Raw genomic sequence first — 26,527 nt, 5'->3', positions numbered from 1 at the left:
AGTCTCCTCTGCTATGCCGTTTATAACTGTTACCCATGTGCCCGGTCTAAAGTGTTACCCATGTGGCCGGTTTGTACCTTGATGCGCACCGGCATTAACAGGGTATTTTTGAACTGAACGGCATTGCACGTTTTATGGCGACACGTTTTACGCTGGCGGCTGCCCCGGGCGTGATTAACTTACCCGGGTGATTGCTGGCTCAGCTTCTGCGGTGCCGCTGCGCCGTTCCGCGCCAGCGAAGCCGCTCGGCGTCTGGCCAGTGAAGCGGGTGAAAGCGATGCTGAAGGCGCTGGCAGAGCGGTAACCCACCCGTTCAGCCACGTCGGCCACTGACAGGCGGCTGCTGCGCAGCAGATTTTTCGCCAGCGCCATGCGCCACGTCAGCAGATACGCCATCGGCGCCATGCCCACTGCATCGCGAAAACGTACGAAAAACGCCGAGCGCGATAGCGCCGCGTGTTTCGCCAGCTGGGGTACCGTCCAGCCATGGGCAGGCCTGGCGTGGATGGCGCGAATCGCCCCGGCCAGCCGCTCATCGGCCAGTCCCCGCATCACACCAGGCGATGCATTCGCCGCGGGCATTGCGCGCAGCGCCTCGATCAGCAGTAATTCCAGCAAACGTTCCAGCACGATCTGCCGTGCCGGACGCTGTGCACGGCACTCATCCCTGACCAGCTGCACCAGCGTGGTCAGGCGCGATGCGCCACGCACATGAATAAACTGTGGCAGTAACGAGACAATCAATCCCGCGTCGGGTGCGGCAAACTGGCAGTAACCAATCAGCGTCTGTACCTCGGCTGGCTGCTGCCGATCGCCAAGCCACACTTCGCCCGGCGCAAGCATCTCCGGCATCGAATCAGGCGCATCTGCGGCCGGTGGCTGCTCGCTGGTCATGCAAAACTCCCACGCAGCCGGAATCAGGACAAAATCCCCCTGCTCAAGCGCAACCGGAGGATGACCTTTCATTTCCAGCCGGGTGCGCCCCTCCAGCACCACGCAGTAAAACGGCTGGCCGGTCTCACTGCGCTGCACACGCCATAATCCATTGGCACGCGCGCGTTTGGAATAAGCCGCCCCGGGCTGTAACAGTGACACCATTTCGGCGAGCGGATCGATCATAATGGACTCCTGCAAATGAAACCAGGACTGTACGTTGTAGTGAGTCCGGTAGTGGCACTCTATAGTGAGCTCTTACCCAACGCAATGCAGGAGTGAACCATGAAAACCATTTTAATCACCGGCTGCTCTTCTGGTTTTGGTCATGCTACCGCGCTCTGGTTTCTGGAGCGCGGCTGGAAAGTCATCGCCACCATGCGCACCCCGCGCGCCGAACTGTTTCCTGAATCCGCCCATCTGCGCCTGCTGCCACTGGATGTCACCGATGCCGCCAGCATCAGGCAAACGCTGGCTGAAGCAGGAGAGATTGATGTGCTGGTCAACAATGCCGGCATCGGTTTATTAACTTCGCTGGAAGGCGCGCCGATGTCCTCGGTACGGGAGGTGTTTGAAACCAACACGTTGGGCACCATCGCCATGACGCAGGCGGTCATCCCGCAGTTTCGCGCTAAAAACAGTGGCATGGTGATCAATGTGACCTCGACGGTGACGCTGAAATCTCTGCCGCTGCTGGCGGTTTATACCGGCAGCAAAGCGGCCGTCAACGCCTTTACCGAGTCGCTGGCGCTGGAACTGCAGCCCTTTAATGTTCAGGTGAAACTGGTATTACCCGGGATGGCTCCCACCACCGACTTTGGCAAAAATGCCCGGCCGCGCATGGAAAACACCTTGCTCGAGCCTTACCAGCCGATGTTTGATGGCATCATCGCCGGCATGCAGCAGCCCCAGCCAACCACTAAAGCACAGGACGTTGCCGCTGCCGTGTGGCGTGCCGCGACCGATCCCGCCGCACCGATGCGCATCCCGGCCGGAGAAGATGCCGAAGCCTCGATGAAGCAATACGGTTAGCGATCTTTGCGCTGGGCCAGCGCCTGCAGTGCTGCCAGACCGTCGCGCGCCAGCCAGCTTTGCAGCGGGGCAAACAACGGTTCAGGCAGCGCCTCAGGCGCGAACCAGTGCCAGCCTGCGCACTTATCCGGTTCCCGCAGCTGCGGCTCACCGCTGGCGTTCGGCGCTACCATCAGCAGTGTAATATAGTGCCGGTTGACCGCCGGAAACACATCGCTGACGAAGGCGCCGTTGTGTACGCTGTGCAGCAGTAAACCGGTCTCCTCCAGCACTTCCCGCCGCGCACAGGCTTCCGGGGATTCACCAAACTCCAGATGGCCGCCCGGCGCCGACCAGTCACCGGCACCGTGGCTGCCTTTACGCTGGCCGAGCAACAGCTTGCCATCGCGGAAAATTAATACGCCAACACCGACCTGTGGGGACATCATTGCTCCTGATTTATCGATCCTCTCACTCTGCACGGTTTATAAAACAGCGTATTCCGTCTGACAATGGTTTCCTGCCGTTATCGCTGGGGTTTGAGTCGCAGCGCCATCAGCATCAGTAGCAGCACGCCCGCCGCCATGATCTGCCACGCGCTGTCGAGTGATGCCGCGCGATCGCGCACAATGCCGGCTATCAGCGGCATCAGCGCGGCCAGCATATAGCCCCCGCCCTGCACAAACGACAGCAGCGCAGTGGCTTCTTCTGGCGTGCGGGCATGATCAAGCGTGACGATCAGCGATAGCGGAAACAGCGCACCAATCCCCAATCCCAGCAGCAGCGTCGGCAACCAGGCGCGTTCGCCGCCCAGCCACAGCAGTGCGATCAGCCCCAGCAGGATGGAAGCCAGCACCAGCAGCAGCGGCCAGCGGCGATCGCGGCAGCGATGAATCAGCGCGGAGAGCATAAATCCGGCGGCGACTTCGGTCAGGGTTAATGCGCCCAGCACGTAGCCGCTCTGCGCCGGCAGCCAGCCGTGTTGCATGTAAAATGGTGGCAGCCACGCCAGCACCAGCGTGTATGCACCGGTGCCGATGCCAAAAAACAGCATCAACAGCCAGGCGCGCCGCGTGCGGTGTACGCCGCCGGCCGGTGGCGTGTTTACTCTTGTGGTCACAGGCTGCAGGCACAGCCACAGAATCAATGCGATCAGCGCCGGTAGCGACGGCAGCATCAGGGCAATCGTCAGTCCGGCATGGCTGGCGAGCGGCGCGGCGCTGGCAGCGGCCACTGCGGCTCCGGCCATAATACCGGTGGTGAACAGTGCCATTAACGTACCGGCACGCGAGGCGAAGTGACGTTTGATAAGCGCGGGCATCAGCGCCTGGATCAGCCCGATGCCGCAGCCGGCCAGCAGCGCGCTGGCGGTTAGCATGGTGGCACTGTGATCAACGCCACGCGCGCCACCCGCGAGCACCAGCACTATCAGGCCAGCGGTAATGCCGCGCGCTTCACCCAGCCTGCGCAGCAGCAGCGGCCCGGCCAGCGCCGCCAGCCCCATCATAATGACCGGCAGCGTCGTCAGCAGGCTCAGCTGCGTGGCACTGAGCCCTGCATCGTGCTGCAGTTGCAGGAACAGCGGTCCGATGGCCGCCATCACCGGACGCAAATTCAGCGCCACCACAAAAACCAGTAAAGCAAACAAGCCAATAGCAGGTAAGGTACGATTCACATTCTGTCTCCATACGCCAAAGTATCTTAACGTTAAGATACTTTGCGGAAGAACGATAGCGGGTGCGCACAAAGCGACACATTGCCCGCCGTGAACTGATGAGAATTAACATGACTGACCACGTAGATTTTGTCGTTGCGCAATGGGCCAGCGCCATGCCGGAGCTGGACGCCTCTTCCATGGCGATTTTTGGCCGCATGCTGCGCCTGATGAAGCATCTGGCGAAAAAGCGCGCTGAGGCGCTGGCGCCCTTTGGTTTTCGCGATGGCGAATTTGATGTGCTGGCGACACTGCGGCGTGCCGGCGCACCTTACCGCCTATCGCCCACGCAGCTCTACAAATCGCTGCTGGTCACCTCCGGTGCCATGACCAACCGGCTTAACCGGCTGGAAGAAGAGGGATTGATTGCGCGTGTTGCCGATGCCGATGATAAGCGCAGCACGCTGGTGATGCTGACGCCGGCCGGCCTGGCAAAGATTGAGCAGGCGCTGCAGATGCATACGCAAACGCAGAACGCGCTGCTGGCCACGCTGGACGATCGGCAGCAGCAGCAGCTTGCCGCCCTGCTGCGTCAGCTGTTGCAGGCAGCCGAACAGTAAGCCGAACGGGATGTGGCAAAAAATGAATTAATTCAGCGCGTTTTTCGCTATGTTAAGCATCCCACACCGCTTATTTTCGGACTGGCTATGCGTAACAAATATGCCCCTGCGCAAATCTTTATTCACTGGCTGACGCTGGTACTGGTGGCCACCGCTTACTGCACCATGGAGTTTCGCGGCTTATTCACGCGCGGATCCTGGCAAGGTTATACCATGATCGTCGGACATTTCAGCGCCGGCAGTTGTGTGCTGTTGCTGATGCTGTCACGCATTGTGCTGCGTTTTCGCCATCGCAGCCCGAAAATCGAACCCCAGCCGCCGCACTGGCAAACCGGACTGGCGCATCTGATGCATCTGGCGATCTATCTGTTCTTTATCGTACTGCCGATTCTCGGCATCCTTTCGCGCTTCTACATGGGCCGTAACTGGTGGATTTTTGCGATTCCGATGCCGGTCAGCGCCAGCCCGGATCCCGACTTTGCCGATATGCTGAGCGACTGGCACGAAACCCTCGCGCCATACGGCTACTGGCTGATTGGTCTGCACGCGGCGGCCGCGCTGGTGCATCATTATCTGATTAAAGACAATACGTTGCTGCGCATGATGCCGTCACGGCGAAACGGATGAAAGGAATAAGACGGTCGCCTGACGTGGCGACCGTCCTGATTTACGCAGCGTGCCGGCGATCGGTCACCGACCTCAGCTGAGGTGAAAACGTCCCACGGTATGCGCCAGCTGTGCCGCCTGGTCTTCCAGCGAACTGGCGGCGGCTGACATCTGCTGGACCAGCGCGGCGTTCTGCTGGGTGGTGCCATCCATCTCGTTTACCGCGATCGTTACCTGGCTGATGCCGCGCGCCTGCTCGTCTGACGCGGTAACAATCTCGCCGATAATGGTGCGCACCGAGTTCACCGCCTGCGTCATCTCCTGCATGGTTTTACCGGCATCCTGCACCAGCTGCACACCGCTACCGACGCGCTGACCGGACTCTTCAATCAGCGCAGCGATATCCTTCACCGCATTGGCGCTGCGCTGTGCCAGATTACGCACTTCCGACGCCACCACGGCAAAACCGCGTCCCTGTTCCCCGGCGCGCGCCGCTTCAACCGCGGCGTTGAGCGCCAGAATGTTGGTCTGGAAGGCGATGCTGTTGATAATGGCAGTGATGTCGCCGATTTTCTTCGCGCTGTCGTCGATTTGCGCCATGGTCTGCACCACCTGGCCCACCAGTGACTCACCGCGGCTGGCGATGTGCGTCGCGTTATCGGTCAGCGTCGTCGCCTGATGCGCGTTAGCAGCGTTGTGTTTCACCGTCGCAGTAATCTGCTCCATGCTGGCGGCAGTTTGTTCCAGTGCGGCCGCCTGCTCTTCGGTACGTGACGCGAGGTTGAGGTTGCCGCTGGCGATTTCACCTGCGCCCTGGCGCACCGACGCGCTGGCATCCTGAATCTGCCCGACAATCTCGCGCAGCTGATTTTGCATAGTGTGCAAGGCGAAGAACAGACTGCTGCTGTCGCGCGCTTTCAGCGGGATAGCGTTATCCAGTTTGCCATCGGCCACCGCCAGCGCAATGGTGGCTGCGGTCAGTGGCTCACCGCCAATCGGCTTCAGCACTTTGCGACTAAATACCAGCCCAAGCAGTGCGCACACCACCAGGATACTGATCACCATTAAAATCACCGCGTTAATCAGCTGACGGTGCGCCGCTTCCATCACCTTGCTCACCGGGGCCACCACGCCGAGATACCATTTCTGATCGCTGTTACCGATCACCACCGGCCGCCAGGCTACCAGCGCATCCTCGCCCAGAATAGCGTCATGCTGTTCGGTGACCGTACTGCTGAAATTATGTGTGTCGCCCTTCCAGGCTTTGCTGGTCTGGCTTTTGTCCGGATAAGACACCACATTGCCCGCGCTCGAGAGCAGCATGGCGTAACCGCTGCCTTCCCACGGTTTGATGCTGTTCACTTTTTCCTGCAGTGACGCCAGTGAGATATCGGACGTCACCACGCCCCACAGTTTGCCCTGGCTGATAATTGGCGCGGCCACCGAGGTCAGCAGCGTTGGCACACCGTTATAGGCATAGCTATAAGGTTCGATCAGCGTATCTTTCTGGCTTTTCTGCGGCAGCAGATAGTAATCGCCCTGGCCCGGCGTAAAGATTGAGGTCAGCGGATGCAGGGCAAAATTGCCGCCCTGGTCGCGATCGACGAAATAGGCGTAACGTCCTTTAGGTGCCGCGCCAGCCTGAGAGGCAAACTCAGCATCGCGTCCGTCAAATGCGTTTTCTTCGAAGATGACCGAAATAGAGAGATAGTCCGGATTATCACGCAGTGCAGAGACCAGCAGCTTATCGGCCACTTTGCGGTCCTGCACGCCGGCAGCCGGCAGGGCAATCAGACTGTGGCCGAGGTTGTGTGCGACATCGCGTGCGTAACTTAGCTCCTGCTGGATTTGCAGCGCCTGACTCTGTGCAATCTGCTGTAAGTAACTTTCCGCCAGCGATTTTTGCTCATTGCTGGACTGCCAGCTGAGCACGCCGATAGTCACGGCGAAGCCGAGGGTGATGGTTAAGGCGCCCGTCAGCAGCATTTGTGTGCGGGTGCTCATTTTTTTCTTATTAGATATGGTTGTGGCCATGTCGGCGCTCCTGGTGTTGACACTTTATTACTGAAAAAGAATCACGCCCTGTGCACCTGCATCCCTGTAATCACTCTATCGGCGCACAATCCGGGAACTTGATGGCCTGGCAGGTCCGATCAGAAAACCATCAACCGCTGTTGCGGCGTTGAGTCGCCATTAAAAACGCTAAGACGATGCAGTAAAAAAGAAGGAATTTGATCTGGCGCAAGATCGCCACTTCGTTGTGCTGTCAGGTTATTGCGTACGGGCGTAACGCGCCGCATAACAAGAGGAATGCAACATGGCAGGTAAATTGAGTCTGGCAGGGTTAATGGTGGTCTGGCTGGTGTATGTGGCGTGGATGGTCAGTTACTACTCAGGCACCTTCTCTCTTTTCACGCACTGATCGTTAGCACGGTTCTCAGGCCAGCGCAGAGGCTGGCCCGGATTCAGCAGCAGTGCAAAGCGAACGCGCTGTTCCTCAGGCGGCTTTGACCGCACGCACCTTCTTCTCTTTTTCCGGCGCAGCCGTATCGCTGTCGTCAGCAGCGGTTTCGCCGCTGTCTTTCACCGCGTCCGGCAGTTTGCTGGTGCGCAGAATGTGTTGCACCGCGTCTTTCTGTTCGGCCAGCAGCATACCCAGCGCTTCTGCCTGGGCCTCATCCATCGCTGGCTGATGTTGCTGCAGCCAGTCGGTGAACGCGTCGGCCATATCGAGCATTTTGTCCCATGCATCTGCGTCTTTTTTATTGGCAAACGTCATCTTCTCTTCACCCTTTCTGACCACAACATATTTGGTTTCGACTGCCATGATGCACCTCATTTACTGTGTTTATATACAGTATATTTCATTCAGCTTTTTTAGCCAACGGTTTTCTGCTTGCCATTTAAGCCAGCAGCTCTTCGAGGAAGGTTGCCAGCGCTTTGCGCGGATCGTCCTCTTCAGACACGATCATTTCAATGCCCCACTGCCCCAGTACCTCTTTCGCCACCGGATTATTACGGTTGGTGAACAGGTAGGATTTAGGCCGTGCGGTCGCCAGCCCGGTGCGGCCCCACATTTTGGTCAGGCGATAAAACAGCAGGCGGATATTGAAATCGCTGATGCTGTAGCCAACAAACAGCACGGAGTTACCCATGACATCATGGGTCAGTTTGATATCCAGCGGCGAGTCAAAATAGAGCCGCTCGAAGTAGCTGCTCTCGTCCAGCACGATGGAGGTATCATCGTCAAAATCGCCATGGAGTTTAATAATATGGCGCTTATCTTCGGTCAGCGACACCAGATCGGCGGCATTAGCGACCTTGCTGTACGGCACGTTGTGCGCTTCATGCGCCATCTCCAGCCAGCGGTCGTAATTAGTGGTATAGATGCGCGAGAAATTGCCCTGAGTGATCATGGTGTGGATTTCAGAGCTGCGTACGTCGATGTCCGGACGGTGCCACTCGCGATCCATCCAGCTGCGCAGCGGGCCGAGCGAGCCTTTGCGCTGTTTGTAATACTCCGCCAGCGACAAATGGGTGCCATAGGTATTGAAGATCTTCGGATCGTAGCCCAGCTCATTAGCCAGATGTGCAATCAGCTCGTGCCACTCCGGCAGTCCGAGATTGCGTGAGATGCCCGCACCGGCGAACAGAATCAGTTTGCCGGCATCGTAAGCGCGTTTGAGTTCCGGTTTCATGCCAGTCCCCGCGAAGTTTTCAGAAAGGTGGCAAAGCGATCCAGCGCCAGGCGGCGCATCGAGATTTCGTTTTTCAGTTCGCCCATTTCAGCGAACGTCTGGGTGTGCCCTTCGGGGATAAACACACAGTCCCACTGAAACTCACGCGGCCCCGCCGGCTCTCGTGCAATGGTGCCGCGCAGCTGGCCTTCAAACTGGTACATTTTGCGCCCGTCACAGTAGCCGAGAACGGTTTTGGCGGTCACGCCCGGGCTGTCCAGCCCGTTTACCAGTTTGGTAAAGCGTTCTGCGTTCAGCCGGCTCCAGAAGATGCGCGTCAGACCGGCGGGCAGGCCATTGAGCCCATCCAGATACAGACCGGTATGCTCGACAAACAGCGGGCGGCCAATGATTGAAAAGGCTTTAGTCAGTTTGTCACGAACCAGCTCCACCTCATTTTCGGTCTGAATCTCTTCAATACGGCGCGCAATGGGCACCACTTCGACACCCACCGGCTCAAGGATGGTACGCACCTCGGCCAGCTTGAGTTCATTAGCAGATAAGAAACGAATTTTCATTGCAATCAGTATGTTGAAAGTGGGTTAGTCCAACCTGGTGACGCGTATCCGGCTGCGGTTCCGGCTGTTATTGTCCGGCACGCTGTCGCCGCGCCGCGTGGTCATTCTACTCTGCGGCGACGTCACTGGCGAGGAACAATCGGGCCGCGCTGCGCGCGCCTTCGCCGGTATAGCGCATCGCTTATCGCTGGCGGCGTTAAATATTGCGCCTGAATGCGTTAATAGCGCTATTTGACGCCGCTTATGTCAAATATAAAAATCCGCGCTTAACGCGCAAATAATCTGAAAACAATTATGACAGTCGTCTCGCTTAAATATATTATGTGGCGTTTACACCTTCACGCGTCATGACAATAAAACCCGGAACCGTTTATGAACCCTTTGTTGAGTTCAGCCTGGTCGCGCATCCGTAATCTGCCCTTCATTCTGCAGGGTGATAGCCCGGAAAAAAAGCTCCGCCTGACGCTGCTGATTGCCGGCGTCGCCAGTATCGTGGCTGGTATCTTTATGGCAACCCTGAATTTCAGTCGCGGTCATCATGACATTGGCTGTCTGTATATCGCCAGTATAGCGCTGGGGGGCTACATCATCATCGGCGCCTTCAGCGACCGGCTGGAGCGGCATCTGGCGATCATTACCCATGCGTTATTATTTACCATCATCGTGCTGTTGCTGGTGGATAATCATCACGCTGCCGGCAAGCGTTCAGAATATAACTATCTGGTGGCCTTGATCGTAGGTTCGGCGCTGGTGTTGCGCCAGCAATCCTTTTATCTGAGTAAAATATTTCCGCTGCTGTGCCTGCTGTGTTATCTGTTTTTTGTCACCACCGGTCTGATCTGGGAAAATAATCGTTTTCATCTGAATATTCCGCAGGAAGCCGTTTTTACCGTTTTCAATTGTGCAGTGCCGGTGACGGCACTGCTGTCGACCGTGTTTACCTATGGCGGCAATTATTCCGCCACCGATCTTATCAAGCGCGAGCTCGCGTCCGCCATTGAGCGCCAGCAGCTGGAGCTCTATTACCAGCCGCAGGTCGATGGCGACAAAAATCTCATCGGTTTTGAAGCGCTGCTGCGCTGGAAGCACCCGGAGAAAGGCTTTATCTCGCCGGAAGTGTTTATTCCGGTAGCCGAAAAAAGCGGGCTGATTATCGATATCGGCAAGTGGGTGCTGGAGCGCATGCTGCAGCAAATCGTTGAGTGGGATCGCGTGCTGCGGCTGCCCCCGCTGGTGTTTTCCATCAATATCAGCCCGCTGCAGTTGATGCACCGCGACTTTACCCATGACACGCTGCTGACGCTGTCGCATTACAAAATCCGTCCCGAGCGGCTGAAGTTTGAAATTACCGAGACCACCTTTATTTACGATCAGCAGCGCATTGGGGATGTCATTAACCACTTCAGCCAGTTAGGGATTAAGTGGGCGATCGACGATTTCGGCGTCGGTTACTCTTCGCTTAAGTCGCTGAGTGATTTCGCTATTGATGATATTAAGATTGATAAATCCCTGATCATGCACATTTTTGAAAACGAATCGGCGGCGATTGTGGTGCAAAAGACCATTGAGTTGTCGCGCGCGATGGGGCTGAACGTGCTGGCGGAAGGCATTGAGAGCGAGGAGTATTTCGAGCACCTGCGCAATAAGGGCTGCCATTTATTCCAGGGCTACCATTTTGCCCGCCCGCTGCCCGCCGCCGAAGCATTGCAGTGGATAAAAAAAGCAGGGTAAACCGGGCGAGCCTTCATTTTTTAAGCCAGTGCGCAGCAATGCGCACCCTACGAAAGCCCGTGCGAGCTGTAGGGTCGCCATTTATGGTGACCACACCGTGCGCCTGACCACCCCGCCCTAATTATCCTGATAAACAATCCCGGGCGGATTAACCTGCGAAATCTCCACCGCCTCGCCCTCTTCACCCCATCTTGCCAGCACCTGGTGGTACTGGCCACCAGCGATAGCGCCGTTGATCGCCTGCTGCAGCGCGACGTCAAGGCCATTGCCCTTCTTCGTCGTGACCGCCACCCAGGCGCGAAACGGTCCGTGCCCGACAATTTTGGTTTGCCCGCGCGAAGCCACTTTCCACGCCGCCATGGCCTGCGGGCCAAATGACGCATCGGCCCGGCCAGAGAGCAGCGCCAGCGTGGCGAAGGCATCATCGTTGAGATAAATCGGCTGCACCGGGGCCAGGCCCTGCGCCCGATTCTTCTCATCCCAGCTCAGTAATATTCGCTCCTGATTGGTACCGGAGCCCACGTTAATCCGTTTGCCGGCCACGTCTTCCCGGCGACGAATCGCGCTGATTTTACTGTCCGCTTTCACCGCGAAGGCGTGGTTATCCGCGCGATAGGTGGCGAAATCAAACTTCTGCTTGCGCTCCTCGGTCACCGCGATATTAAACATCGCCACATCATAGCGCCCTGCCGTGATGCCCAGCGGCCAGTCCTCCCAGGCCGCCGGCACCAGCCTGAGTTTCAGACCGAGGCTGTCGGCCAGCAGGCGCGCAATGTCCGGGTCGCTGCCGATCAGCGTTTTATTATCGGACGCCCAGAGACCAATCGGCGGTGAATTATTGGCTGAAGTGGCGACGGTTAAATAGCCGGGGTGAACAAAATGAAATCCGGCGGGGATCTTCGCGATCGCCTGCGGATTGGCCGCCATGGTGATCGGCGTTTCGTTGTGACTGGCGTCCAGCTGTTGCGCACCTGTCGCGGGTGCCGCCAGCACCGCACCCGTCAGCGCGAGTATAATCACCGGCTTCATTACAGCACCCTGGCGAGGAAACGTTTGGTGCGCTCATGACGCGGCTGATTTAGCACCTGCTGGCTGCTGCCCTGCTCAACCACGCGCCCGTCAACCATAAACACCACGTTATCCGCCACTTCGCGCGCAAAGCCGATCTCGTGCGTGACAATCACCAGCGTGGTGCCGGATCGCGCCAGTTTTTTAATCACATCCAGCACTTCGCCCACCAGTTCCGGGTCGAGCGCCGAAGTCGGCTCATCAAACAGCATCACGCGCGGGTTAAGCATCAGCGCACGCGCAATCGCAATGCGCTGCTGCTGGCCGCCAGAGAGATGCCGCGGCCAGGCATCGGCTTTGTGCCGCAGGCCGACCACATCCAGCAGCTCACCGGCGCGATCGATCGCTGCCCGGCGCGACAGCTGACGATGGGCAATCGGCGCTTCAATCAGATTTTCCAGCACCGTCAGGTGCGGAAACAGATTGAAGTTCTGGAACACATAGCCGACGTTGATGCGCTGCCGCAAAATCGCCTTCTCTTTCAGCTCATAGAGTTTATCGCCGCGCCGCTGGTAGCCGATGTAATCGCCATCGATCTGAATAAAGCCTTCATCCACGCGCTCCAGATGATTGATGGTGCGCAGCAGCGTCGATTTGCCAGAACCGGACGGCCCGAGGATCACCGTCACCGAACCGGGAGCCAGCTCAAGCGACACCTCATCCAGCGCTTTATGCCGGCCAAACGTCTTGCTGACGCCGGTAATACTGATGGCGCCGGTGGTATGCAGATAGCGGTAATCAATGGCTTCGGACATGAGACAGCTCCTCGTTGACGGCAGGGTTCACGCTGCGGTTGCGCCACTGGCGCCAGCGCGAAGGTTGCGGTTCACGCGTGACGCTGCGTGCCAGCCAGCGCTCGACGCTGTGCTGCAGCAGCGACAGTACGGTGGTGATGATCAGATACCAGGCCGCCCCGACCATCAGCAGCGGGATCACCTGCTGGGTGCGGTTGTAGATCATCTGGATGGTGTAAAACAGCTCGGGCATCGCCAGCACATACACCATTGAGGTGCCCTTGGCGAGGCTGATGATCTCATTAAAGGTGGTGGGAATAATCGCGCGCAGCGCCTGCGGCAGAATGATGCGAAACGTGCGGCGCGACGACGATAATCCCAGCGCCGAAGCGGCTTCAAACTGGCCGTGATCGACGCCGAGAAACCCGCCGCGAATAATCTCCGCGCTGTACGCGCTCTGCACCAGCGTCAGGCCAATCACCGCCGCCGGGAACTGGCCGAGCACGTTGATGGTCTGGAAGTGCCCCCACGACAGGGCGGTGAACGGAATACCGAACGACAGCGTGTCGTACAGGTACGAGAAGTTATACAGAATAATCAGCACCACAATCAGCGGCAGCGAGCGAAACAGCCAGATATAGCCAAACGCCAGCGTGCTCAGCAGCCACGATGATGAGAGCCGCGCCAGGGCCAGCAGGCCGCCGAATATCAGGCTCAGCAGCGTGCCGCACAGCGTCAGCAGCAGCGTTTGCCCCAGGCCATTAAGGATCACCGGATCGAAAAACCAGCGGGCAAACACGCTCCACTCCCAGCGCGGATTAAAGGCCACGGAATCGATCACCGCCGCAAGGATAAATAGCGCGATGATGGCACCGACGGTACGCGCCGGATAGCGTGCCGGCACCACGGTCAAAGGTTGTTGCTTACTCATGGTGGCTCTCCTTAGCTGGCCTGCGCCACGTTGTGCACATCAATCACTTTGAGAAAACGCAGCCGGCCATCGTGCGGCGGCTGGCCGTAAATCTCCATATCTTCGCGCAGCTCAAACTGCGGCTGATAGCCGTGGCCGATATACAGCTGTACCGCTTCCGGCTGACGAAAACCGGTGGTGAGAAACACGCGCTGATAGCCTGCGCGTAGCGCCCGGCGCTCCAGCTCCTGCAGAATCAGCAGTGCCAGTCCCTGACGGCGCAGGTCACGCCGCGTCCAGATGCGCTTCAGTTCGGCGGTGGTAGCATCCCACGGTTTGTAGGCGCCCATGGCGATGATCTCACCGTCGCGCTCCAGCACGATAAACAGCCCGCGCGGCGGCAGATACCACTCGGTCAGCTCAACTTCATTGTGCTTCCTGAAGAAATCGCCGTAGCGTGCTGCATATTCACCAAACAGACCGTCAAGAATCGGCTGCAGCTCCGGCGCTTCCGGTGACACTTCGCGGAAAAATTGCTGGCTCATGCCGCCTCCTTAATCGCCCAGTCCGGGCGGATTGATCTCGGAACGATCCAGACGCTCCACGCCTTCACCCCAGCGGTTCAGCACCTTGTCGTAGTCACCGTTTTTGATCACGCCGTTGAGCGCGGTATTGATTGGCTGCACCAGCCCGTTGTCTTTCTTCACCGTCACCGCGATGTGCGCCGCCTTCGGCCAGCCGCCGTCCACACTGCCCACCAGCCGGGTCTTTTTGGTCAGCGCCGCTTTCCACGCGCCAATCACGTTAGGGCCGAAGTAAGCGTCGGCACGCCCGGCCTGTAGCGCCAGCGTCTGCGCAGCGTCATCTTTGGTATAAACCGGTGTGAAAGGCTTCAGTCCCTTAGCCTGATTCTCTTTATCCCAGGCCAGCAGGATGGCCTCCTGATTGGTGCCGGAGCCGACGATGATGCGCAGGCCGGCGATATCTTCTGCCTTGCTCAGCGAGGTAATCGGGCTGCTGGTTTTCACATAGAAGCCCAGCGAATCTTTGCGGTAGGTGGCAAAATCAAAACGCTGTTTACGATCTTTGGTCACCGTCACGTTGGTGATCGCCGCGTCATATTTGCCCGATGCCACGCCCAGCGGCCAGTCCTCCCACGAGGTGGGCACGATGTTGAGCTTCAGCCCGAGGCTGTCGGCCACCAGACGCGCGATATCCACCTCACTGCCCAGTAGCGTTTTATTGTCGTCGCTGAATACCGTGAGCGGCGGCGAGTTGAGTGCCGCCACCGCCACGGTGAACGATCCCGGCACGGCAAATTTGTGGCCCGCCGGAATTTGCGCCACGGCGGCAGGATTCTCTGGCGTGTTGATGGGCGTTTTATTGGCGGCAAGACTCACCTGCTGACCATTGACGGCCACGTCCTCGGCCAGTGCCGCACTGCTCAGGCTGAGTAACAGCAGCACAATCAGGGATTTTTTCTGCATAGCGTGTTTTCTCATCGTTATTGTGGTGTGAACTGGTTGAGCGGTTGTTTCAGACCAAAGCTGGCGCGCAGCGTGCTGCCCGGGTATTCGCGACGCGTCAGGCCGCGCGCCTGGAGAACCGGAATCACCTGATCAACAAAACGCTCGAAGGTGTCCGGCGTGCCGCCCTGAATAATGAAACCGTCAGTGGCTTCGGTTTCGAACCACAGCTGCAGACCATCCGCTACCTGCTGTGGCGTACCGTGAAACAGCGGACGCGGCGTTGCGGCTTCCAGCGCCGCCTGGCGCAGCGTATGGCCGTGTTCGCGCGCTTTGCGTTTGATTTCGTCGGTGGTGCTACGAAAGCTATTCTGGCCAATATCGCCAATGTCCGGGAACGGCTGGTCGAGCGGATACTGCGAGAAGTCGTGATGGTCAAAGAAGCGACCAAGGTAGTTGAGTGCATCCTCAATCGAGACCAGCGCCGCGGTGGTCTGGTACTGGCGCTCGACGTCTGCGTCATTCTCCCCCACGATCACACTGACGCCCTGGAAAATGTGCAGATCGCCCGGTTCACGCCCGTTCGCCACCAGCTGCTGCTTCACATCCCGGTAGAACGCCTGCGCCTCTTCGCGCGTTGGCTGATGGGTGAAGATGGCATCGGCATGACGCGCCGCCAGCTTGCGGCCATCTTCCGAGGCGCCCGCCTGAAAGATAATCGGCCGGCCCTGCGGCGTGCGCTCAATGTTCAGCGGCCCCTGTACCTGGAAAAAATCACCGTGATGATTCAGCGTGTGCAGTTTGTCAGGCGCATAGAACTGACCGCTGGCTTTGTTGCGCACAAACGCGCCCTCTTCCCAGGAATCCCACAACCCTTTCACCACCTGCAGGTACTCGTCGGCGATGCGGTAGCGCAGCGCATGCTCGGGATGCTGCTGACGCGAAAAGTTTTTTGCCGAGCCCTCCAGCGGCGATGTCACCACATTCCAGCCCGCGCGCCCGCCGCTGAGATGGTCGAGACTGGCGAACTGGCGGGCGACGGTGAACGGCTCACTGTAGGAAGTGGACACCGTACCGACCAGGCCGAGATGCTCGGTGACGCCGGCCAGCGCCGACAGCAGCGTCAGCGGTTCAAAGCGGTTAAGAAAGTGCGGGATCGATTTCTCATTGATGAACAGGCCATCGGCGACAAAAAGGAAATCCAGTTTGCCAGCCTCGGCTTTACGGGCGATACGGCGGGCGTAATCAAAACTGATGCTGGCATCCGCCTGCGCCGCCGGATGACGCCAGGCGGACATGTTGCCAGATGCGCCGTGCAGAATGGTGCCGAGGCGCAGTTGTCTTGCAGTCATAATCGTCTCTCTTTGCTCATGGCGCAGCCTGCCGGCGATAGCCTTATCGCCGTACAGCGCTGCCAGAAATGGAAGGAAATCAGTTAAGGATGGCGTCGCGACATCGCGCGTTTAGCTGCTGCAATGCCTGTTGCGCCAGCTGACTAAAGTAGTGTGCCGCCGGGGCGATCAGCGCTTCATCGGGGTTGAAGCCACCGTGATGCAGGCCAAATTCACTGGCGCTGCCAATGCTGACAAACGCGCCAGGGAGCTGCTGCAGGTAATAAGCGAAATCTTCGCCGCCAAGGTGTAGCTCAGCATGTTGCACCTGATAACCCACCTGCTGCGCCACCTGACTGGCAAACTGTGCCCAGTGGGCGTCGTTCTCCAGCACCGGCGGTCCCGGATGCCAGCTAAAGGTGGCCGTGGCACCGCTGGCGGCGGCGATATTGACCACCACCTCGCGTGCACGCTGCTCCAGCTGCGCGCGCACCTGTTTATCGTGCGTACGCACCGTGCCGCCAAATTCCGCTTCAGCCGTCGGCTGACCGTCGTGCCTGTGCGCATCAATCCGCGTGACGCTCAGCACCAGACTGTCCAGCGTATTAAAGCTGCGGCTGGTGAGGGATTGCAGCGCCTGAATAATCTGGCTGGCGACCAGGATGCTGTTCACGTCCGCGCGGGTGCTGTGCACGCGCACCACAAATTTATCGGCGTTTGCGTAAAACGCACCGCTGCGCGTGGCAAAGGTGCCCGTGGGCAAACCCGGTTCGTTGTGCATGCCAAAAATCGCCTGTACCTGATCCAGCACCCCCGCGTCGATGAACTGGCGCGCGCCCTGAGCAATCTCTTCCGCCGGCTGGAACAGGATGCGCACCCGCCCCGGTAGCTGAGCTTCCCGTGTTTTCAGCTGCAGCGTGGCACCCAGTATCACTGCACTGTGCACATCGTGACCGCAGGCGTGCATGACGCCGGCTTGCCGTGAACGAAAAGGCAGCCCGGTGGCTTCATGGATCGGTAATGCATCGATATCGGCACGCAGGGCAATCAGGGGCGCGCCCTGACCTACTTCCGCCACCACGCCGGTGTGCAACGGATAATCCAGCAGGCGCACGTCAGCCTGCTGCAGCCAGCGGCGCAGCCGCGCGCTGGTTTCCACTTCATGACCGGAGAGTTCCGGCCAGCTGTGCAGCTCGCGCCGCCAGTCAATCAGCTGCTGTTCGCTTACTATCGTCACAGGACCTCCCGGTCAGGCGCTAACCAGACGATGCGTCGCCAGCAGTTCGAGGGATTTCACCCGCGCCTGCTCCTCCGCCACCGGCGTATCAATAACAAACTCTTCAATGCCGTAGCGCTGGTGCAGCGCATCAAGCTGCGCGTGCACCTGTGCCGCGGTCCCTTTCAGCAGCGACGGCGTGCGTGGCTCAATCACGTAGTCACTGAAGCCGCCCTGACGCACATAGCGCTCAGCCTGTTCAATGCTGCCGACGTTAACGCTCTGTCCGCCCGTCACGCTGACGTGATAAATGCGCAGTGTGTCGACCAGCAGGTCAGCTTCTGCCGGCGAATCCGCCACCACCACCTGCACCGCCACCAGCGCACGCTGACCCTGACTGTGCTGGCGATAGCTGTTCAGCACCTGTGCCATCAATTGCGGATCGCCGTTGTGGTGTGCGGCGAACACCAGCTGCCAGCCGAGCTCTGCCGCCAGTCGGGCGCTCGCTTCGCTGGCTCCGAGCAGAAAGCGATTGGCCGGACGCGGCGGCTGCGGCGTGGCGCGCAGGATCTCCTCATCCCCCACCGGCGGCACACTGAGCCAGCTATCCAGCAGCGCCAGCTGTTCGGCAAAGCTGCCTTTTTCCTGCTGGTGCACCCCCAGCTGCAGCGCGCGGGTGGAAAGCGGCAATCCGCCGGGCGCTTTCCCCACGCCCAGGTCGATACGTCCAGGTGCCAGGGCAGCCAGCAGGTTGAAGTTTTCCGCCACTTTATAAGGGCTGTAGTGCTGCAACATCACGCCGCCGGAACCCACGCGGATATGCCGGGTCTGGCCAATAATCCAGGCAATCAACAATTCCGGCGAAGGACTCGCCAGCTGGTCGCTGTTATGGTGCTCCGCCAGCCAGAAGCGGTGATAACCCCAGGCTTCCGCGCGCTGAGCCAGCTGCAGTGTGCGATGCAGGGCCTGCGTGGCGCTCTCACCTGCTGCAATCGGTGATTTGTCGAGCAAACTCAGTCGGTATGACATGCGCCTGTTCCTTATTTCGATGAATAGGGTTGCGATGAATATGGCGCTTAGTGTGGCGGGGAGATTTATATTTCGTAAAACAACTAAATCGGCAAAGCGATTCAGGAAATGAGAAATAGTCATAATACTGGTGGATGAAAGCCTGATTTTTCGTAAAGCGGATTTCGCTTTCTGTCGGGTTAACATTACGCGAGCCGGTAATGATCCGCAGCAGCAATAACCTCAGTGCAGGTTTTCAGGTTGAGAAAAAACAATTTTTATCGAGCCAGGAAAACAACCCGGTAATTGCGGCATACAATTAATTCTCCGCTTTTGTTATTTTCGCAAAAGCTTAGTGCAATTCATTGGTTCAACTCACGGGTTGCACATTTGATGATGATTTCAGCCCACCGGGCACTTGATAACAAAGGAAATCATCATGAAGACGCATTTTCACTTGCGGGCGCTGAGCTTAGCCCTGCTGACAGGGATATTTAGCGCCCACGCGGCGGAGACGCCGGTCAAAGGCGGCACGCTGATTTATCTGGAACAGCAGGCACATACCAATCTTTATCCGCCGGCCGGGGGTTTTTATCCCAACGGCGGCATTCTTAATCAGATCACCGACAAACTGACGTGGCAAAATCCGAAAACGCTGCAGGTGGAACCGTGGATTGCCGAAAGCTGGAGCAGCAACGCGGATAAAACGGAATACACCTTTAAAATTCGTCCTGGCGTCACCTTTTCCGATGGCACGCCGCTGGATGCGAATGCCGTGGCGAAAAACTTTGATACTTACGGACTCGGTAATAAAGCCCAGCGCCTGCCGGTGTCTGAAGTGATTAATAATTACGAACGCAGCGAAGTGATTGATCCCCAGACGGTGAAGTTTTATTTCAAACAGCCCTCACCTGGATTTTTACAGGGCACGGCCACCATTGGCTCCGGACTGGTTTCGCTCAGCACGCTGCAGCGCAGTTTCGATCAACTCGGCGATGCGCGCCATATTATTGGCTCCGGGCCATTTGTGGTCAGCGATGAAAAGCTCGGGCGGGAAGTGGATTTAACCGCGCGCAAAGATTACCAGTGGGGACCGAAAAACAGCACCCAGCAGGGACCGGCGAATCTGGCTGGCATCAAATTTATCGTCACACCGGAAGATAGCGTGCGCATCGGCGCGCTGCTGGCCGGTCAGGCCGATTTTATTCGCCAGGTGCAGGCGTATGACGAAAAACAGGCGCAGCAGCAGGCGTTCCCGGTTTACGCTGCGCCGACGCGTGGCGTCAACGACAGCATCAGCTTCCGCCCGGATAACCCGCTGGTCAGCGATCTGCGTGTACGTCAGGCGCTGTTGCACGCGACCAACGCGCAGCAGGTGGTGCAAACGCTGTTTTCACCTAACTATCCGCAGGCCACCTCGGTACTCGCCGCCTCGGCCGCCGGATATGTCAACCTCGCGGACAAACTGAAATACGATCCCGCCCGCGCCAGGCAACTGCTTGATGAGGCTGGCTGGCAGCCCGGCAGCGACGGCATCCGCGCCAAAGCGGGGCAAAAGCTGGCCCTGACCGTGTATGAATCGCTGCCGCAGCCGCAGAACAAAGAAGTGCTGCAGCTGGTGGCCCAGCAGTGGCGTCAGGTTGGCGTCCAGCTCACGGTGAAAGCCGGTGACGCCGGCAGCCGCACGCTGGACAACCTCGATCCGCTAAAAACCCCGCTCACGGTCTCGGAAGTGGGCCGCGCCGACCCGGACGTGGTGAAGAGCATGTTTTATCCCGCCAACCGCGATGCGCTGCTGCAAAAAGGCGGCTCCAGCGACAAAGTCCGGCATTTCCGTGACGACCAACTCAACAAGCTTTTGGTGGCGATCTCGGCCGAAGTCGATCCGGCGAAACGTCTGGCGCTCACCGGAGACGCCCAGCGTTATCTGCTGGATCAGGCTTATGTGATCCCGATCTTTGAAGAGCCGCAGGTGTTTGCCGGCGCGCCGTGGCTGAAGGGCGTGAGCTTTGAAGCCGTAGGCCGACCGTCGTTCTACGGCGCATGGCTGGAAAAACATTGAGAGGATGATGATGCGACACGCACTGCTGAATAGAGCGGGACAAAGCCTGCTGGTGTTATGGGCGGCGTTTACCCTGTCGTTTCTGCTGCTGCAGGTGCTGCCGGGCGATGCAGTGCTGATCAAGTTCCAGAATCCGGATCTGGGTCTCAGCCCCCAGCAAATCGCAGAGATGCGGCAGGCCTACGGTGCCGATAGCCCGATCTGGCAGCAGTATCTGCATACGCTGCTGGCGATGCTGCGCGGTGACTTTGGCTACTCGGTGCAGGCAGGTGTGCCGGTCAGCGATCTGCTGCGCAGCAATCTGCCCGCCACGCTGCAGCTGGCGCTGGCCGGATTTGCCGTTGCCTGCGTGATGGCCTTCGCACTGGCGGCGCTGGCGCGACTGCCTGCGCTGCGCCTGCTGCGTACGCTATTGCAGTCGCTGCCGGCACTGTTTATTTCGCTGCCGACGTTCTGGCTTGGCATCGCGCTGATTCAGCTGTTCTCCTTTCAACTGCGCTGGATCCCGGTGATCAACCCATCGCCCCTGCAGGGGCTGATTCTGCCGGTGCTGACCGTCGCCGTGCCCATCTCCGCCCCACTGGCCCAGATTCTGCTGCGCAGCATCGATCAGGTTGCTACTCAGCCGTTTGTCGCCGTGGCCCGCGCCAAAGGTGCCAGCGCACAACACGTGCTGTGGCGCCATATCATGCGCAACGCGCTGCTGCCGGTGCTCAATGTGGCCGGTTTGCTGCTGGGGGAATTGATCGCGGGCGCGCTTATTACCGAAACCGTGTTCGGCTTAAGCGGCATCGGTCAGCTGACCCAGCAGGCGGTCAACAATCAGGATGTGGCGGTGTTACAGGCGGTGGTGATGATCTCCGCACTGGCGTTTGTGCTGATCAACCTGCTGGTCGATCTGCTGATGCCGCTGTTCGACCCACGTCTGCAAACCGTAGCCGGAGGAAATTCATGAGTCTGGTCGATTACTCTACCGCGCGTCAGGGACAGCCGGCCTTGCGGCGCGATCGTGCCCGTCGCCTGCAGCCCGGCTTGTGGCTGGCATGGACGGTGCTGGCGCTGGCATTTGTGGCGGCCGTGGCACCGCAACTGTTCACCCACTATAGCCCGACCGAAGGCATTGCCGGCGCGCAGCGCTTAGCGCCGCACAGTATGCACTGGCTCGGCACCGATCAACTCGGACGCGACCTGCTGGCGCGCATCGTCTATGGTGCCTCGCAGTCGCTCTCTGCGGCGGTCGCAGCGGTGGCGATGGGGCTCACTGGCGGAACCGCGCTGGGCGTCCTGGCCGGGGCCGTGGGCGGCCGCACTGAACAGGCGCTGATGCGACTGGTTGATGTGCTGCTTTCAATCCCGGCGCTGCTGCTGTCATTAAGCCTGCTGATCCTGCTGGGTTTTGGCACCGTGCACGCTGCGCTGGCGGTGGGCATCGCTTCGATTGCCAGTTTTGCCCGGCTGGCGCGCGGCGAAGTGGTGCGGGTACGCCGCAGTGAATATGTGGAAGCGGCTTTCGGCAGTGGCGGCCGTTTCTGGCAGGTACTGTGGCGCCACATTGTCCCGAACTCGCTGACCGCGGTGATTGCCTTCGCCGCACTGCAGTTCGGTCAGGCCATTCTGGCGCTCTCAACCCTCAGCTTTCTCGGCTATGGCACGCCGCCACCGACCCCCGAATGGGGTTTGCTGATCGCCGAAGGCCGCAACTATCTGGCTACCGCGTGGTGGCTGACTACCTTTCCCGGCGTGGTGGTGGTCGCCGTGGTGCTGGCGGCGAATCGCGTCAGCCGTCAGCTGGCAGGAGGTGACGCATGACAGCGCTATTAAGCGTGGAAAACCTCAGCCTCAGCTATCGCCAGCGCGGCGTGTGGCGTGAAGTGGTGCATAACGTGAGCTTTACCCTGCAGCCGGGCGAAATGGTGGCGCTGGTCGGTGAATCCGGCTCAGGCAAAACCACCACGGCCCAGGCGATTATCGGTCTGCTGGCGGACAATGCCCGGCGCGATAGCGGTAAAATTTTGCTGAACGGCACCGATATCGCTGGCTGGTCATCCCGGCGCATGGACAGCGTGCGCGGCGTGCATATCAGCCTGGTGCCGCAGGATCCCGGTAATTCGCTTAATCCGGTGAAGACCATTGGCGATCAGGTTGGCGAGATCCTGCAGCTGCATCAGAAGCTTAGCCGGACCGCGCGCCAGCAGCGCGTGCTGGAGCTGCTGCAAAAAGTTGGACTGAGCCATCCGGAGCAGCGCCTGCATCAATATCCGCATCAGCTCTCTGGCGGGATGAAGCAGCGCGTGCTGATTGCCATCGCCCTCGCCCTGCAACCACAGTTGATCATCGCCGATGAGCCGACCAGCGCGCTCGATGTCACGGTGCAAAAGCGCATTCTCGATCTGCTTGACCAGTTGCGCCGTGAGTTCGCCACCGCCGTGCTGTTTGTCACCCACGACCTGGCGCTGGCCGCGGAACGCGCGGACCGTCTGCTGGTGTTTCGTCACGGCGAGATCCAGGAACAGGGAAGCGCAGCGACGCTGGTCAGCGCGCCACAGCATCCTTACACCCGCCAGCTGTTACAGGACGCGGTGCCCGATGCTGCCGCTCTGCCTTATCCGTCCGCAGCCCGTTTTTCCACGCCGGCGATTGAGCTCAACGCCATCGATAAACAGTTTGCGCTTGGCAGGCAGCAGACGCTGACGGTGGCGAAAGCGGTCAGCCTGACGGTGCCACGCGGTACGACGCACGCGCTGGTGGGTGAATCCGGCTCCGGCAAAACCACGCTGGCGCGCATTCTGCTTGGCTTTGAACGCGCCGATCGCGGCAAAGTGGTGATCGACGGCATTGATGCCAGCAGCCTGCGCGGCGAAGCGCTGCGTCAGCTGCGGCGCAAAATCCAGTTTGTTTACCAGAATCCGTTCGCCTCGCTCGATCCGCGCCAGACGCTGTTTAACATCATTGAAGAACCGCTGCGCAACTTTGACTCGCTCAGCGCCGCCGCGCGCCAGCAGCGGGTGCACGAGGTGGCGCAGCGCGTGGCACTGCCGCTGGATCTGCTGACGCGCAAGCCGCGCGAGCTGTCCGGCGGCCAGCGTCAGCGCGTCGCCATCGCACGGGCGTTGATCCCGCAACCGGCGATCCTGGTGCTGGATGAGGCAACGTCAGCACTGGACGTCACGGTGCAGGCGCAGATTCTGCAGCTGCTGCAACAGTTGCAGCGCGAGCTGGGCCTCACCTATCTGTTTATCACCCACGATTTGGCCACCGTACGACGACTGGCACACAGCGTTACCGTGCTGCGCGCCGGCGAAGTGGTTGAACAAGGTGACACCGTCACACTGTTCAATGCGCCGCAGCATCCCTACACCCGCGCGTTGATTGACGCCATTCCGGTTTTCCGTCCGCTGATTAAGGAGTCTGCATGACGCGCAAACGCATCGGTTTTTTTACCCGCCTGCTCGACGACACCACGGCGCAACAGCGCTACCGGCTGGCGACGGAACAAATTCAGCACGCTGAACGCTGCGGATTTGACAGTGCCTGGATCGCGCAGCACCACTTTCATGAAAAGGAAGGCGGGCTGCCCTCGCCGCTGGTGTTTCTTGCCCACGTGGCCGCGCACACCCGTCATATCCGCCTCGGCACCGGCATCATCACCCTGCCGCTGGAAAATGCCCTGCGCGTGGCCGAAGACGCGGCGGTGCTGGATCTGCTGAGCGACGGACGCCTGGAAATTGGGCTCGGCTCCGGCGGCACGCCAACCTCATTTTTGCCGTTTGGCCTGACCAGCGAACAGCGCGCCGGCGTGTTTGCCGACCAGTTGCATACGCTGCTCAGCGCGTGGCGCGGCGACACGCTGGCCCATCCGGACAATCATCTCTATCCGCCGGCGCCCACGCTGGCGCAGCGCGTGTGGATCGCCACCTTTTCCGTTGCAGGCGCGACGCGTACCGGCCAGGCCGGTCACGGGCTGATGTTATCGCGCACCCAGCCGCGGCCGGCGGGTCAGCCGGACCTGTCGCTGCAGCAGCTGCAAAACCCGATGATCGATGCTTATCTCGCGGCGCTGCCGTCGGGCGTGGCGCCCCGCATCCTGGCTTCACGCACCGCGTTTGTTGCCGACTCGAACGACTACGCGCGCCGCCTTGCCGCGCCCGGTCTGCAACGCCAGGCAGAGCAGTTTCGCAAGGCGGGCCACGACATCACCGGCAGCACTCTGGAGAGCCACGCGCGCCAGCTCGATGCACATATCGGCGATGCGGACGCGGTGCTGGCTTCGCTGCTGGCCGACAGCACGCTGACGCGCGCCACCGACATCACCTTCCAGGTGCACTCTATCGATCCGCCGCACGCCGATACGCTGCGTTCGGTGGCGTTAATTGCTGAACATATTGCCCCCACGCTGCGTGCGCTGGGGACCGCTTAACAGGAGAAAACCATGTCTCAGGCTACAGATTTACTGGCGGCGCTGGCCGATATCGACCCGGCGGCGCAACTGGCAGAGGCGCGCAGCGTGCGTCAGGCCGCGACCCGACACGCACAGGGCAGCTATGAGGTGCTGTTTGGCCAGGATGACGACGATTTCCCGCTGGCGCAGCGTTACGCGCTCGCCGGGCAGGTCGCGGGCTGGCACGGCGTCACATCATTGCAGGCACACTATCAGCAGCAATCCAGCGAAACCCCGACAGATACGCGCTTTGCCGCCGGTCGCGCCTTTGCTGAACTGCTGAGCCTGCATCCGGTCGACGCCACACCGCAACAACTGACCACGCTGCGCCATGCCGGCTGGACGCCACGCGGCATCGTCACGCTGGCGCAGCTGGTGGGATTTGTCAGCTTTCAGAGTCGCCTGCTGACCGGCCTGCGCCTGCTGAGCGGTGAAGCATCGCGCGCGCAGCCGCATGCGGTGGCCGGCAAATGGCATAGCGCCCCGCTCACGGCCAGCGGTCAGACTGCGCTCACCGCATTTACCCAGCAGGAGCTGGGCTGGGAGCCGTGGCTGGCAGCCAAACCGCTCAGCGAGTTTACAGCGGAAGAACAGGCGACGCTGGCAAAAAACGGTCATAGCGAGTCCGACTATTTCCGTCTGCTGGCGCGCAATCTGCCGCTGCTGGAACAACGCACGCTGACGGATAAAGGCATCTTTTATACGCCGGGCGGTTTGCCTCGCGCCGAGCGTGAACTGGCGGCTACGGTAGTGAGTAAAGTCAACGGCTGCATTTACTGCGCGTCCGTGCATGCCCGCAAAGCCAGTCAGCTGTCAAAAGATGAGACTGCGGTGCAGAAACTCCTGAATGTCGCGCCGGGTGCCGAGCTGGCACACGGCCAGTCCGTGCGCTGGGCGGCGATTATCGATTTTGTCGCCACCTTATCGCTAACCCCGGTCGCCAGCAGCCAGACCCAGCTGCAGGCGCTGCGCGAGCAAGGACTGGATACGCTGCAGCTGCTGGACCTGATCCAGTCCGCCGCATTTTTTGCCTGGGCCAACCGCCTGATGCTAACGCTGGGCGAACCTTTCTTACCTGAACAGCCGCAGGGATGACCATGACACACACGTTATCTGCCACACCGGCAGCGTTTACTGACCATTTTTATATCACCATTCACGGCAAAGGCGCTCACGCTGCACGTCCGCATGAGGGCATCGACAGTATCGTTACCGGCAGCCACATCGTCAGCGCGCTGGCGGCCGCCGGCCTGGATGTCACCCGCTTTCAGGGTGGCAACAGCTGGAACGTGCTGCCGCCAGAGGTCGTCGTGGAAGGCGTGCTGCACAGCGAGGATGCCAGTGCGCGCCAGCGATCATCGGCGCAGGCCGCGACGCTGGTCAGCCATATTGCCCGGGCGTTCGGCGCCGAAGCGCAGCTCGCCTGGCAACCGCAACGCGAAGCCGAACGCAGCGCGACACCGCGGTCATCGTAATGATGCGAA

At 59.7% G+C, this 26,527-nt stretch carries 26 protein-coding genes; 11 read left to right on the top strand and 15 right to left on the bottom strand.

What is annotated here, in order from left to right; genetic code table 11:
- Positions 1-174: 174 nt before the first annotated feature.
- A complete protein-coding gene (locus tag C1N60_RS22685; RefSeq protein WP_394521852.1) occupies positions 175-1,119 on the bottom strand; it encodes an AraC family transcriptional regulator in 945 nt (314 codons plus the stop codon).
- Positions 1,120-1,218: 99 nt separating this feature from the next.
- On the opposite strand from C1N60_RS22685, the gene C1N60_RS22680 reads away from it, so the two are divergent.
- Positions 1,219-1,965: an SDR family oxidoreductase gene (locus C1N60_RS22680; RefSeq protein ID WP_222952109.1), complete on the top strand. Its 747-nt coding sequence runs from the start codon at positions 1,219-1,221 to the stop codon at positions 1,963-1,965.
- On the opposite strand, the gene C1N60_RS22675 is transcribed toward C1N60_RS22680, so the two are convergent.
- The gene (locus C1N60_RS22675; RefSeq protein ID WP_394522004.1) at positions 1,962-2,390 is read right to left on the bottom strand and encodes a nucleotide triphosphate diphosphatase NUDT15; all 429 of its coding nucleotides are present in this window, start codon (positions 2,388-2,390) and stop codon (positions 1,962-1,964) included. The genes C1N60_RS22680 and C1N60_RS22675 overlap by 4 nt on opposite strands.
- An 80-nt stretch (positions 2,391-2,470) precedes the next feature.
- Positions 2,471-3,619, bottom strand: coding sequence for an MFS transporter (locus tag C1N60_RS22670; RefSeq protein WP_394521851.1), 1,149 nt, complete (start codon positions 3,617-3,619; stop codon positions 2,471-2,473).
- A gap of 110 nt (positions 3,620-3,729) precedes the next feature.
- On the opposite strand from C1N60_RS22670, the gene C1N60_RS22665 reads away from it, so the two are divergent.
- Both C1N60_RS22665 and cybB read left to right on the top strand, forming a co-directional pair.
- Complete coding sequence (locus tag C1N60_RS22665; protein ID WP_394521850.1) at positions 3,730-4,218, top strand: MarR family winged helix-turn-helix transcriptional regulator; 489 nt, start codon at positions 3,730-3,732, stop codon at positions 4,216-4,218.
- Between the two features lie 87 nt (positions 4,219-4,305).
- Positions 4,306-4,845 (top strand): cytochrome b561, encoded by a 540-nt coding sequence (gene cybB / locus C1N60_RS22660; RefSeq protein WP_031280003.1) that lies wholly within the window; start codon positions 4,306-4,308, stop codon positions 4,843-4,845.
- 72 nt (positions 4,846-4,917) lie between these two features.
- On the opposite strand, the gene C1N60_RS22655 is transcribed toward cybB, so the two are convergent.
- The 4 genes from C1N60_RS22655 to C1N60_RS22640 all read right to left on the bottom strand — a co-directional run bounded on the left by C1N60_RS22655 (position 4,918) and on the right by C1N60_RS22640 (position 9,079).
- Positions 4,918-6,858: a methyl-accepting chemotaxis protein gene (locus C1N60_RS22655; RefSeq protein ID WP_394521849.1), complete on the bottom strand. Its 1,941-nt coding sequence runs from the start codon at positions 6,856-6,858 to the stop codon at positions 4,918-4,920.
- Between the two features lie 463 nt (positions 6,859-7,321).
- Positions 7,322-7,651, bottom strand: coding sequence for a YebG family protein (locus tag C1N60_RS22650; RefSeq protein WP_058775925.1), 330 nt, complete (start codon positions 7,649-7,651; stop codon positions 7,322-7,324).
- Positions 7,652-7,727: 76 nt separating this feature from the next.
- Positions 7,728-8,522 (bottom strand): SIR2 family protein, encoded by a 795-nt coding sequence (locus C1N60_RS22645; protein WP_010618046.1) that lies wholly within the window; start codon positions 8,520-8,522, stop codon positions 7,728-7,730.
- A complete protein-coding gene (locus C1N60_RS22640) occupies positions 8,519-9,079 on the bottom strand; it encodes a non-canonical purine NTP pyrophosphatase (protein WP_010618047.1) in 561 nt (186 codons plus the stop codon). Before C1N60_RS22640 ends, C1N60_RS22645 begins: the two co-directional genes overlap by 4 nt.
- A 372-nt stretch (positions 9,080-9,451) precedes the next feature.
- On the opposite strand from C1N60_RS22640, the gene C1N60_RS22635 reads away from it, so the two are divergent.
- Entirely contained in the window at positions 9,452-10,810 is a 1,359-nt protein-coding gene (locus tag C1N60_RS22635; protein ID WP_125310504.1) for a putative bifunctional diguanylate cyclase/phosphodiesterase, read from the top strand.
- Between the two features lie 117 nt (positions 10,811-10,927).
- On the opposite strand, the gene C1N60_RS22630 is transcribed toward C1N60_RS22635, so the two are convergent.
- The 8 genes from C1N60_RS22630 to C1N60_RS22595 form a co-directional block, all read right to left on the bottom strand.
- Positions 10,928-11,839: a transporter substrate-binding domain-containing protein gene (locus C1N60_RS22630; protein ID WP_394521848.1), complete on the bottom strand. Its 912-nt coding sequence runs from the start codon at positions 11,837-11,839 to the stop codon at positions 10,928-10,930.
- Positions 11,839-12,633: an amino acid ABC transporter ATP-binding protein gene (locus C1N60_RS22625; protein WP_021509061.1), complete on the bottom strand. Its 795-nt coding sequence runs from the start codon at positions 12,631-12,633 to the stop codon at positions 11,839-11,841. The genes C1N60_RS22630 and C1N60_RS22625 overlap by 1 nt, the downstream gene beginning before the upstream one ends.
- Entirely contained in the window at positions 12,617-13,543 is a 927-nt protein-coding gene (locus C1N60_RS22620; protein WP_021509060.1) for an amino acid ABC transporter permease, read from the bottom strand. The genes C1N60_RS22625 and C1N60_RS22620 overlap by 17 nt, the downstream gene beginning before the upstream one ends.
- 11 nt (positions 13,544-13,554) lie before the next feature.
- Positions 13,555-14,067 (bottom strand): GNAT family N-acetyltransferase, encoded by a 513-nt coding sequence (locus tag C1N60_RS22615; RefSeq protein ID WP_021509059.1) that lies wholly within the window; start codon positions 14,065-14,067, stop codon positions 13,555-13,557.
- 9 nt (positions 14,068-14,076) lie between these two features.
- The gene (locus C1N60_RS22610) at positions 14,077-15,009 is read right to left on the bottom strand and encodes an ABC transporter substrate-binding protein (RefSeq protein ID WP_058781522.1); all 933 of its coding nucleotides are present in this window, start codon (positions 15,007-15,009) and stop codon (positions 14,077-14,079) included.
- A gap of 17 nt (positions 15,010-15,026) precedes the next feature.
- Entirely contained in the window at positions 15,027-16,340 is a 1,314-nt protein-coding gene (locus C1N60_RS22605) for an LLM class flavin-dependent oxidoreductase (RefSeq protein ID WP_260640919.1), read from the bottom strand.
- A 79-nt stretch (positions 16,341-16,419) separates the two neighbouring features.
- Entirely contained in the window at positions 16,420-17,556 is a 1,137-nt protein-coding gene (locus C1N60_RS22600) for an amidohydrolase (protein WP_394521847.1), read from the bottom strand.
- Positions 17,557-17,568: 12 nt separating this feature from the next.
- The gene (locus C1N60_RS22595) at positions 17,569-18,564 is read right to left on the bottom strand and encodes an MsnO8 family LLM class oxidoreductase (RefSeq protein WP_058770234.1); all 996 of its coding nucleotides are present in this window, start codon (positions 18,562-18,564) and stop codon (positions 17,569-17,571) included.
- A gap of 418 nt (positions 18,565-18,982) precedes the next feature.
- Here C1N60_RS22595 and C1N60_RS22590 point away from each other — a divergent pair, with 418 nt between their 5' ends.
- The 7 genes from C1N60_RS22590 to C1N60_RS22560 are packed head-to-tail and all read left to right on the top strand — an operon-like array spanning position 18,983 to position 26,518.
- Positions 18,983-20,605 carry a TIGR04028 family ABC transporter substrate-binding protein gene (locus C1N60_RS22590; RefSeq protein ID WP_104093335.1) on the top strand — a complete coding sequence of 541 codons (1,623 nt, stop codon included), beginning with the start codon at positions 18,983-18,985 and terminating at the stop codon, positions 20,603-20,605.
- A 10-nt stretch (positions 20,606-20,615) separates the two neighbouring features.
- A complete protein-coding gene (locus C1N60_RS22585) occupies positions 20,616-21,560 on the top strand; it encodes an ABC transporter permease (RefSeq protein WP_394522003.1) in 945 nt (314 codons plus the stop codon).
- Entirely contained in the window at positions 21,557-22,414 is an 858-nt protein-coding gene (locus C1N60_RS22580) for an ABC transporter permease (protein WP_394521846.1), read from the top strand. Before C1N60_RS22585 ends, C1N60_RS22580 begins: the two co-directional genes overlap by 4 nt.
- Positions 22,411-24,021, top strand: a complete 1,611-nt coding sequence (locus tag C1N60_RS22575) for a dipeptide ABC transporter ATP-binding protein (protein ID WP_394521845.1) — start codon at positions 22,411-22,413, stop codon at positions 24,019-24,021. The genes C1N60_RS22580 and C1N60_RS22575 overlap by 4 nt, the downstream gene beginning before the upstream one ends.
- The gene (locus C1N60_RS22570; RefSeq protein ID WP_394521844.1) at positions 24,018-25,022 is read left to right on the top strand and encodes a putative FMN-dependent luciferase-like monooxygenase; all 1,005 of its coding nucleotides are present in this window, start codon (positions 24,018-24,020) and stop codon (positions 25,020-25,022) included. Before C1N60_RS22575 ends, C1N60_RS22570 begins: the two co-directional genes overlap by 4 nt.
- A gap of 12 nt (positions 25,023-25,034) precedes the next feature.
- Positions 25,035-26,138, top strand: a complete 1,104-nt coding sequence (locus C1N60_RS22565; protein ID WP_262264025.1) for an alkylhydroperoxidase domain protein — start codon at positions 25,035-25,037, stop codon at positions 26,136-26,138.
- 2 nt (positions 26,139-26,140) lie between these two features.
- Positions 26,141-26,518 (top strand): peptidase dimerization domain-containing protein, encoded by a 378-nt coding sequence (locus C1N60_RS22560; RefSeq protein WP_058770240.1) that lies wholly within the window; start codon positions 26,141-26,143, stop codon positions 26,516-26,518.
- The last annotated feature ends 9 nt before the right edge of the window (positions 26,519-26,527 follow it).

Source organism: Pantoea sp. SGAir0184 (genome assembly GCF_043544755.1).
This window is presented reverse-complemented; position numbering and strand designations above follow the sequence as displayed.